The sequence below is a fragment of the Allobosea sp. 47.2.35 genome (genome assembly GCF_024655635.1).
GTDB lineage: Bacteria > Pseudomonadota > Alphaproteobacteria > Rhizobiales > Beijerinckiaceae > Allobosea.
Genome location: NZ_JANLGI010000045.1, coordinates 1 through 7,983, shown reverse-complemented (window position 1 = coordinate 7,983; position 7,983 = coordinate 1). Strand labels below are relative to the sequence as shown.

Annotated in this window: 11 protein-coding genes; all 11 read left to right on the top strand. The window is 62.2% G+C overall.

Annotated elements, in window-relative coordinates; genetic code table 11:
* Positions 1-359: 359 nt before the first annotated feature.
* The 11 genes from NUV79_RS24950 (at position 360) to NUV79_RS24905 (ending at position 7,870) form a co-directional block, all read left to right on the top strand.
* Positions 360-1,592: a tyrosine-type recombinase/integrase gene (locus NUV79_RS24950; RefSeq protein WP_257735776.1), complete on the top strand. Its 1,233-nt coding sequence runs from the start codon at positions 360-362 to the stop codon at positions 1,590-1,592.
* 98 nt (positions 1,593-1,690) lie between these two features.
* Complete coding sequence (locus NUV79_RS24945; RefSeq protein ID WP_257735775.1) at positions 1,691-2,710, top strand: hypothetical protein; 1,020 nt, start codon at positions 1,691-1,693, stop codon at positions 2,708-2,710.
* Between the two features lie 182 nt (positions 2,711-2,892).
* Positions 2,893-3,033 carry a helix-turn-helix domain-containing protein gene (locus NUV79_RS25370; protein ID WP_374679332.1) on the top strand — a complete coding sequence of 47 codons (141 nt, stop codon included), beginning with the start codon at positions 2,893-2,895 and terminating at the stop codon, positions 3,031-3,033.
* Between the two features lie 3 nt (positions 3,034-3,036).
* A complete protein-coding gene (locus NUV79_RS25365; RefSeq protein WP_374679331.1) occupies positions 3,037-3,237 on the top strand; it encodes a hypothetical protein in 201 nt (66 codons plus the stop codon).
* Positions 3,238-3,239: 2 nt separating this feature from the next.
* Positions 3,240-3,527 (top strand): winged helix domain-containing protein, encoded by a 288-nt coding sequence (locus tag NUV79_RS24935; RefSeq protein WP_308218250.1) that lies wholly within the window; start codon positions 3,240-3,242, stop codon positions 3,525-3,527.
* Positions 3,524-3,775 (top strand): hypothetical protein, encoded by a 252-nt coding sequence (locus NUV79_RS24930; protein WP_257735773.1) that lies wholly within the window; start codon positions 3,524-3,526, stop codon positions 3,773-3,775. The genes NUV79_RS24935 and NUV79_RS24930 overlap by 4 nt, the downstream gene beginning before the upstream one ends.
* A 222-nt stretch (positions 3,776-3,997) precedes the next feature.
* Positions 3,998-4,297 (top strand): hypothetical protein, encoded by a 300-nt coding sequence (locus NUV79_RS24925; RefSeq protein ID WP_257735772.1) that lies wholly within the window; start codon positions 3,998-4,000, stop codon positions 4,295-4,297.
* Positions 4,297-5,142, top strand: a complete 846-nt coding sequence (locus tag NUV79_RS24920) for a hypothetical protein (protein WP_257735771.1) — start codon at positions 4,297-4,299, stop codon at positions 5,140-5,142. The genes NUV79_RS24925 and NUV79_RS24920 overlap by 1 nt, the downstream gene beginning before the upstream one ends.
* A gap of 2 nt (positions 5,143-5,144) precedes the next feature.
* Positions 5,145-6,926 carry an AAA family ATPase gene (locus NUV79_RS24915; RefSeq protein WP_257735770.1) on the top strand — a complete coding sequence of 594 codons (1,782 nt, stop codon included), beginning with the start codon at positions 5,145-5,147 and terminating at the stop codon, positions 6,924-6,926.
* Between the two features lie 10 nt (positions 6,927-6,936).
* The gene (locus tag NUV79_RS24910; protein WP_257735769.1) at positions 6,937-7,299 is read left to right on the top strand and encodes a hypothetical protein; all 363 of its coding nucleotides are present in this window, start codon (positions 6,937-6,939) and stop codon (positions 7,297-7,299) included.
* Between the two features lie 70 nt (positions 7,300-7,369).
* Positions 7,370-7,870: a thermonuclease family protein gene (locus tag NUV79_RS24905; protein WP_257735768.1), complete on the top strand. Its 501-nt coding sequence runs from the start codon at positions 7,370-7,372 to the stop codon at positions 7,868-7,870.
* Positions 7,871-7,983 lie beyond the last annotated feature (113 nt).

Here is a 7,983-nt window from a genome sequence, read left to right as displayed (position 1 = left end):
CAGCGATGACCGCGCCGCAGCGCCCTGCCGCGAGAGCGGCTTAGTCCCCTGGCGCGAAGCTGAAGAGCATTGCTCAATGCAAGGCACGTACGCCCCATCCAAAACGGCACGAGCGGTCGAGAGTGTTGGGGTGAGCGTTGGGGCGAAGGTCGCCCGCAGGATATAATTTATCAATCCATACGATTAGTCAGGATTGATGTAATGGCGGACAGGGAGTCCGTGGAATTGAACTGCCATGGTGTGCCACACCGTGAACATTGTGGACACGTCGAGAGAACAAAACCCGAAGTCATTGCCTTTGCGTGCCACTGCGTGACATAAAATGACAGTCGCGCGGTGGGGCTAAAGGTGGGGTGACGGTGGGGCGCCAGGTCAACAAGCTTTCTGCTAGAGGCGTTGCCGCCCTCACGAAGGCGGGCCGCCATAGCGATGGTGGCGGCCTTTACCTCTGGATAGACGCCAGCGGCGCGAAACGCTGGCTTTTCATGTTTCGCTGGGACGGCGTTCGAAAAGAGATGGGGCTAGGCGGCCTCGGTTCTGTAACGCTAGCCGAGGCTCGCGACAAAGCGGCGGATGCGCGAAAGCTGCTCGATGCTGGGCGAAATCCTATCATGGCCCGGAAAGAGGCGGCTGCGGCAGCAGAGGCAGAAGCCGGCAAGGCTCTCACATTCGGAGACTTCGCGGCGGACCTGATCGAGGACATTAAATCCGGCTTCCGCAATGAGAAGCATCAGGCGCAGTGGACCTCGTCACTGAAAACCCATGCGGGCTTGCTTTGGCCCCTTCGCATCGATGAGATCGGGACAGAGCATGTGTTGGACGTGCTTAAGCCGATCTGGAAGACGAAGCAGGAAACCGCATCGCGGGTGCGCGGCAGGATCGAGCGCATTTTGGATGCCGCGACGGCGAAGGGCAAACGCACAGGCGCGAACCCGGCTCGTTGGCGCGGCCATCTCGACAAGCTTTTGCCCAAACGGTCGAAGCTGGCACGCGGCCATCACGCGGCTATGCCCTACGACGACGTTCCTGCTTTCGTTCGCTCGCTAAGAGAGAGAGACGCTACCGCTGCGCGAGCGCTGGAATTTCTCATCCTGACGGCCTCCCGAACGGGAGAGATTCGCGGCGCAGTCTGGAGCGAGTTCGATTTTGATCGAGCCATTTGGACAGTTCCGGCGATCAGGATGAAAGCAGGACGCATCCACCGCGTGCCGCTCTCCTCGCGCGCGGTCGATATCGTGAAGGCCCTCCATCAGATGAGCACCAGCGATTACGTCTTTGCCGGCGCCCGCAAAGGCAAGCCGCTCTCGTCCCATGCCATCCTCATGCTGATGCGTCGAATGGAGATGGAGCAGTATACGCCCCATGGCTTCCGCAGCTCCTTCCGCGATTGGGCTGGGGAGCAGACATCATTCCCGCGAGAGATTGCCGAGGCGGCGCTAGCCCACACTGTCGGAGACGAAACCGAGCGCGCCTATCGCCGTGGCGACGCGCTGGAGAAGCGTCGGAAGCTCATGGACGCGTGGAGCCGGTACGTCGGAACGTTACGCACAAAGGCGGACAATGTGACCCCCATTCGATCGAACGCGGGGTAAGCCGAGACGGGCGGGGATAGGCCGGCCAGCCGAAAAGCCGAGGCGCACCACTCGGTTTCCCCGTCCTAACGTTGGGTGCAGTCGCGGGGTGCGACGAGATGGCAGAAGAGCTTTTCCATCGCCTGTGGGCGGGCCAGCAATGGCCGATGACTGATGACGACCATGAATTTCTGGTGCCAGCAATCCAGCGCATCGGGCGCGTCTTACTGCCCGATGTCTGGGAGGACAAGTTGCCCTCGATAAACCTTTGGCCGGCCAAGCCAGCGAAGGTTGAGGATGCCAGCCAGGAAGAACGCCAGTTGGCACACATCTTCATGCTGGTCCACTTTCGCGACCGCTACCAGGAAGACTTGGAGCCAGGGCCGGCTGTGCCGCAGTCTCAGTTTCGGACGCTTGGCGACCTCGGGGGAAACTCCTCTGCTTTCTTAGGCGTAGGGCTGGGCGAGCAGAAGCGCGCGCCCGGCTATTGGTTTTCCTCCTACGATTGGGATGCGTTTCTGGCCAAGCTGCACGCGGATAATGAACACCGCAAAGCCGAAATCGCTATTGTTAATCAGGTTGCGAGATGGCTCTTCAACCAAATCGTACGCGGCGCCATCACACCGCAGGCTCAGGACAGGAAGGGCGGTGAACTCATCCCGACAGCAACCGGCGATTGGCGCATGCCTTCCGCCGAACTGCTTCGACAGAGAGTGCAGAATTGCGCAATGGTTCCTGGGAGGCCGAACATTCCGAATGGAACGCATTGGATATTCATCAACAAAGCCGAGCTGGACGCGGCTCTAAGCGCCGTTCTTCCCACATCAACAATCGTACTACCCGAGTCACCATCTCTGGAGCGAGATGAGGAGCGACCGGTAAAAAGACAGGAAATGACCGCCGCCCAAGTCAAGACGGCAACGGCCTTCGTACGCGACGCGCTGACAGCCAATAAGGATGAAGGACGCGACAAGCTCTTGGCGAAGGCAAGGGCATCCTTGGAGTTCGATATCTCTTCCTATGAATGGAAAAGATCGATTTGGCCGGACGGTCGGGAGGCTGCCAGCTTGCCCCGCAAGAAGCGTGCTGGACGGCCGAGCGAAGCCGGATCGAAATCGGTTGAGAAATCGTCCGATTAATCGGCCGGCAAATCGATTAGCGGATTAATCGAGCAGAGGTTCACCCGATTTCAAAGACTTAGCAACGTCCGAACACATCACGACGCGTCTTGGCACGAAGCCGAACGCCGGATGATGGGTTCGGAGAAATCAACGTGAACACCGTTGCTCTCACGCTCGATGACGTAGCGACCCAAGCTCGAATGAGCCGGCGCAAAGTCTATCGGCTGTTGAAGTCGGGCGAACTGAAAGCCCGCAAGAACGGCCGGCAGACGCTCATCCTCGCAGAAGATTTCAAGGCTTGGGTTGCGTCCCTCCCCTCTGCGGAATTGGAGGCGGCTTAGCTCATGCACCTTGAAACGATGAGGCCGGCCGCGCGGCAGCGCGAAACCGGCCTCGGGGGAATTGCTTGCCTGGCAGCTAGCACCCTCGAAAATAACATCTCCACCGTCCTCGTCAATCGCTTGCGGCACCGTTTCGGCCTGTCCGAACTGCACGCTGCCGAGGTTCTTCGTCTCGCTTCGATCGGGCCGAAGGAGGGCCGCTGACGATGGCAAACTTGAAATACATCACCGTCACGATCGAAGGCGATCCGAACCCCAAGACCTTCAAGGGTCGCGACGCTTGGGCTCTGGACAACCTCATCAACGCCGGCTCGAAGGGCTGTACGCCGATCGACCATCCCGGCCCGCGCTGGTCGCACTATGTGTTCAAACTCCGCCGGGGCGGCGTGGGCGTCGTGACCCACGATGAAAAGCACGCGGGGCCTTATGCCGGTACGCATGCCCGCTACATCCTGAGCGTCCCTGTCACTGTCATCGAGCGGAGGGCGGCGTGAACGTTCTCCCTCTCCCTCTGCCGCAACATGGCGACATCGATAGCGCGAGCAACCCTCGCGCCTTCATGGGCGGAGCGCTGGCTTATGCCAGCCTCCATCTGGACCACGCTTACGACCATCTCGCGATGGGCGATGCGCCAGCCCTGATGCGCTCTGTCCGCAAGTTCGCAGCATTCGCCAACGCGGCTCTCGATACGCTGCCCGAGGCGATGCGCCAGCTCACCACGGAGGCCGAGCACGATGGCTGACGTGGTCCGGTTCCCCCGCCCCAACGTGCGCGGCGTTAAGCGCATGCCCGACGCGGTCGAGGTCGTCTTGGACTTCGGTTGCTGGTGCGCCGCTACCAGTCAGGGAGGGCGCCTTGTCAGGCGCCACTCCGCCACCCCGAACACCCCCGAGGCTGCCGCCGCTCTCGCTCGCGAAATGGCCGAGCGTGATGGCCTGCGCCTCATCTCCAGCGAGGCAGGACAATGACCAGCACCAAAGCTGCTCACCAGCCTCATCCGTGCGCCGGGTTGAGTAAGCGCGCCCATGAGGTTTTCGAACAAATCGCCATCGGCAACGATCTGGCCGGCCATCATCCGCGAGTACTCGAAGCGCTCGTTTCTCGCGGCTTGATCGAGCGCCGGCCTGAAGAGGTGGCTGGACCGTTTCGCGGGACCACCATGACCATCGATCGGTACGACGTTCCGCTGATCGTGCATGCGGAATGGTGCTCGTGGTGCGCGGAGAACGTGACCGAGGACATGATTGCGGAGGCGCAGCGCTAATGGCTCGCATCCGCTCAATCCACCCTGGCCTCTTCAGCGATGAAGTCTTCGTCGCCCTTTCGGCGCAGGCTCAAGTGTTCTGGATTGGCCTGCTCTGCGATGCTGACGACCAAGGCGTGTTCGAATGGAAGCCCGTCTCTCTCAAGATGCGCATCCTGCCTGCCGCCGTCAGCGATGTCTCAAGCCTGTTGGACGAACTGGAGGCCCACAAGCTCATCCGTCGCTATGAAAGCGGCGGAGCCACCTTCGGCGCGATCCGCAACTTCTGCCGCTACCAACGCCCGAAGTGGCCGAGGGCAGCCCATCCGGTGACGGCCGAGATTCGATCCTTCACCGCCGCAGATGGAAAGGCGGAACGAGGCGCCATGTCGTTCTCGAACGACCCGACCGCAGCCGATCGGCAGCGCCGCAAGCGTGACCGGGACCGGAACGACGAAGGGGATACGGAGGACATGTCACGCATCAGCCGTGACGATGACGGAACTGTCACGGCAAGGGAGAGGAGAGGAGAGGAGAGGAGTAATTCCGTAGCTAAAGCTACGGGCGCTGCCGCCCCGGCTGAGCCTTCGGCAGTTACTGCCCTCCCCGTCGACTGGCGGGAACGTCTCTTCAGGCAGGGCCTTGCTTCCGTCTCGGAAATGACCGGCAAGCCTGTTGGTCCGGCGCGGTCGCTGATTGGGCGATGGCTCCGGGTCGCCAGCGACGATGCGCGCAAGGTGCTGCGCACGATCGAGGATGCACAGGAGCAGAACGCGGCTGATCCAGTCGCCTGGATCGAGGCGGCTCTGAAGGCCCGGCCGGCGCAGCGTTCCGATTCCCTCCAGTTCACGATGGCGAGGGGTTGAGCATGGATTTCCTCGAAACCGCCAAGGCCGAAGGCATCCGGCTTCGCTCATGGGCGCAGGGCAATCACAAGGCCACCTGCCCGCGCTGCTCGCATCTCCGCAAAAAGAAAACCGACCCTTGCCTGTCCGTCACCGTGTTTGCCGATCGGGTCCGCTGGCAGTGCCATCACTGCGGCTGGACCGGCGGCGCCGGGGGCGATGACTTCAGGCGCAACCCCGTCCGCGAGGTCCGCATGTTCAATCGTCCTGTTCGGATCGAGAACCCCGAACGCCCCGACAAGCTGCTGGCATGGTTCGAAGGTCGCGGCATCTCTGCCGCCACTGTCGAGCGCATGGGCATCTATCGCACTCGTCAGTGGTTTCCGCAGCTTGAGGCCGAGGCCAGTTGCATCGCCTTCCCGTATGAATGGGCCGGCACGCTGCGCAATGTGAAGTATCGCGACAACGACAAGAACTTTCGCCAGGAAAAGAACCCGGAGCCCGTCCTCTACAACGCCGATGCGATCAAGCCGGGCGAGGATCTGATTTTCGTTGAGGGCGAAATGGACGTGCTGGCCTTCGTCGAGGCCGGACTGTCCAATGTGGTCAGTCTCCCGAACGGCGCCCCCGATCGGCCCGAGCAGTCGGACAAGCGCTATGAGCCCCTTGCGACGCATGCGGCCGAATTGGAGGCCGCTGGCCGCATCCTGATTGCCACCGATATGGACGGCCCCGGCGAACTGCTGGCGCAGGAGCTGGCCCGCCGGCTGGGCAAGGATCGATGCTGGCGCGTCACCTTCCCGGCCGATGGGACGACCCAGACGAAGGACGCCAACGAGTGCCTGATGCAATTCGGCAAGGGCGTGCTGCGAGGGCGCGTCGAGAATGCCGAGCCCTGGCCGATTGATGGCCTCTACGGTGCGGACACGTTCGCGGACGAGGTGCTGGCCACCTATCGCGGCGAAGGGCCTAAGCCTCTCTCGCTCGGGATGGGGCGGGACATGGATCAGGCGTTCAAGGTGCTGCCCGGCCAGTTCGTCGTCGTCACTGGCATCCCCAACCACGGCAAGAGCCGTTGGCTGGATCAGGCTGCCGCGACCATGTCGGACCTGCACGGCTGGCGCTGGGCTGTGTTCTCGCCCGAGACGGGAAGCGAAAATCACATCATCGACCTGTGCGAGATTCATGCCGGCCTGCCTTTCCACGATGGCCCGTCGATGCGGATGGATGAGGAGCAGCTTCACACGTCGATGCGGTGGGTTCACGACCGCTTCGTGTTCATCGACTCGGGCGAGCATACGCCTTCGATCGATTGGGTTCTGGAGCGGGCGAAAGCTGCTGTTCTGCGCAAGGGCATCAATGGCCTGATCGTCGACCCCTACAACGAGCTTGAGGCCGGCCGCCCTCAAGGCATGACGGAAACCGAGTTCGTTTCGCAGCTAATCAGCAAGTGCAAGCGCTTCGCCAAGGTCCACGGGGTCACCGTGTTCATGGTCGCGCACCCCACGAAGATTTCGAACCCTTCCGGTGGCAAGGAGCCGGTGCCTGGCCTCTATGACATCTCCGGCTCGGCCCATTGGCGCAACAAGGCGGATGCCGGGATTGTCGTGTATCGCGACTTCGAAGAGCGCTGCACGCTGGTGCTGGCGAGAAAGATCAGGCGGCAGCCGATCTGCGGTCATCCTGGCCAGGTCAAGTTCTGGTTCATGAGCGCCAGCCGCCGCTTCGACGCGATCGAAGGCAGCTACCGCTCTCTGGGCCAGGAAGCAGGGTCCGCTGCCAACAACAACCGTCGTGCAAGCTGAGGGCCGCACCATGAGGGTGGTCGACTTCCCTCAACGCCGCGTCGTCCGCCGGCCTGGCAATCCTGCGGACCATATCGCCGTCGCGAGCCGGCATTCGCTGAAACACGAGCTGGACGGGATGCGGTCGATGCTGGGCCTCATGTGGGGTGCCGCAGCGCTGGCGAAGATCAAGCGCATCGAGTGCAACAGCAAGGCATCGCCTGCCTTCAATGTGTGGTTACGGCAGGAAGGCGAGCACAGCACCGCAGGCATCGCTCACAGCGTCGCGGCGGCTGCCTGTCGCGTCTTCGGTGGGCATAACGGCATCACGGTGTACGGGCCGGAAGGTGAATCGGTTTCCCTAGATCCTGAGTGGCCACGGCCTGCGGCTTAGGCGCTTCGACCGCTGGGGACTTCGGTTCCCGGCGGTTTGTTTATCCGGCTCCGGGTTGATAGATTCTCGCATGCTCAAATCCCGTCCCGCCCTGGTCGTGCTCCTATGGCTCGCCGCGATAGCGAGCGCCGGGGCGCAGGCTTATGACTTTCGCCCCGGCCAAGCCCTGGCCATCGACGGAGACACCCTTCGAATAGGTTCGCAGCGCATCCGCCTCTCGGCCATGGACGCGCCCGAGCTGAGCCAGGTCTGCCGTTCGGACACAGGCAAGGCGACGCTATGCGGACGGGACTCGCGGGATGCGTTGGCGAGGCTGATCCGCCAAGGTGTCCGCTGCACGGTCGAAACCCATGACCGCTATGGACGCGAGGTCGCCAACTGCACCAATGCTGCCGGCCTCGATATCGGGCGGGAGATGATCCGGCAGGGCTGGGCCGTACCGTACTGGCGATATGGGGGCGCTCGCTACTCCAAGGCCTATGACGAGGCTTTGGCGGCCGATGTCGGGATGCATGCCGGGACGTTCATCGACCCTGAGCAATGGCGGCGCGGGGAGCGCTGGCCGGATTAAATGCTGGCGGTTGGAGCCGCATTTCAGACCTAAGTGATTAGGGTTGAACGTCTTCTTATGTGTTTCGGCGTGCAAGTTTGACCCCGTGAGGCGGGGGATCGGCGTCCAACTTT

Coding starts and splice junctions, on each gene's coding strand:
- NUV79_RS25370 (WP_374679332.1), top strand. CDS start 2,893: ATGAGCCGGCGCAAAGTCTATCGGCTGTTGAAGTCGGGCGAACTGAAA.
- NUV79_RS24910 (WP_257735769.1), top strand. CDS start 6,937: ATGAGGGTGGTCGACTTCCCTCAACGCCGCGTCGTCCGCCGGCCTGGC.
- NUV79_RS24915 (WP_257735770.1), top strand. CDS start 5,145: ATGGATTTCCTCGAAACCGCCAAGGCCGAAGGCATCCGGCTTCGCTCA.
- NUV79_RS24945 (WP_257735775.1), top strand. CDS start 1,691: ATGGCAGAAGAGCTTTTCCATCGCCTGTGGGCGGGCCAGCAATGGCCG.
- NUV79_RS24905 (WP_257735768.1), top strand. CDS start 7,370: ATGCTCAAATCCCGTCCCGCCCTGGTCGTGCTCCTATGGCTCGCCGCG.
- NUV79_RS25365 (WP_374679331.1), top strand. CDS start 3,037: ATGCACCTTGAAACGATGAGGCCGGCCGCGCGGCAGCGCGAAACCGGC.
- NUV79_RS24920 (WP_257735771.1), top strand. CDS start 4,297: ATGGCTCGCATCCGCTCAATCCACCCTGGCCTCTTCAGCGATGAAGTC.
- NUV79_RS24925 (WP_257735772.1), top strand. CDS start 3,998: ATGACCAGCACCAAAGCTGCTCACCAGCCTCATCCGTGCGCCGGGTTG.
- NUV79_RS24935 (WP_308218250.1), top strand. CDS start 3,240: ATGGCAAACTTGAAATACATCACCGTCACGATCGAAGGCGATCCGAAC.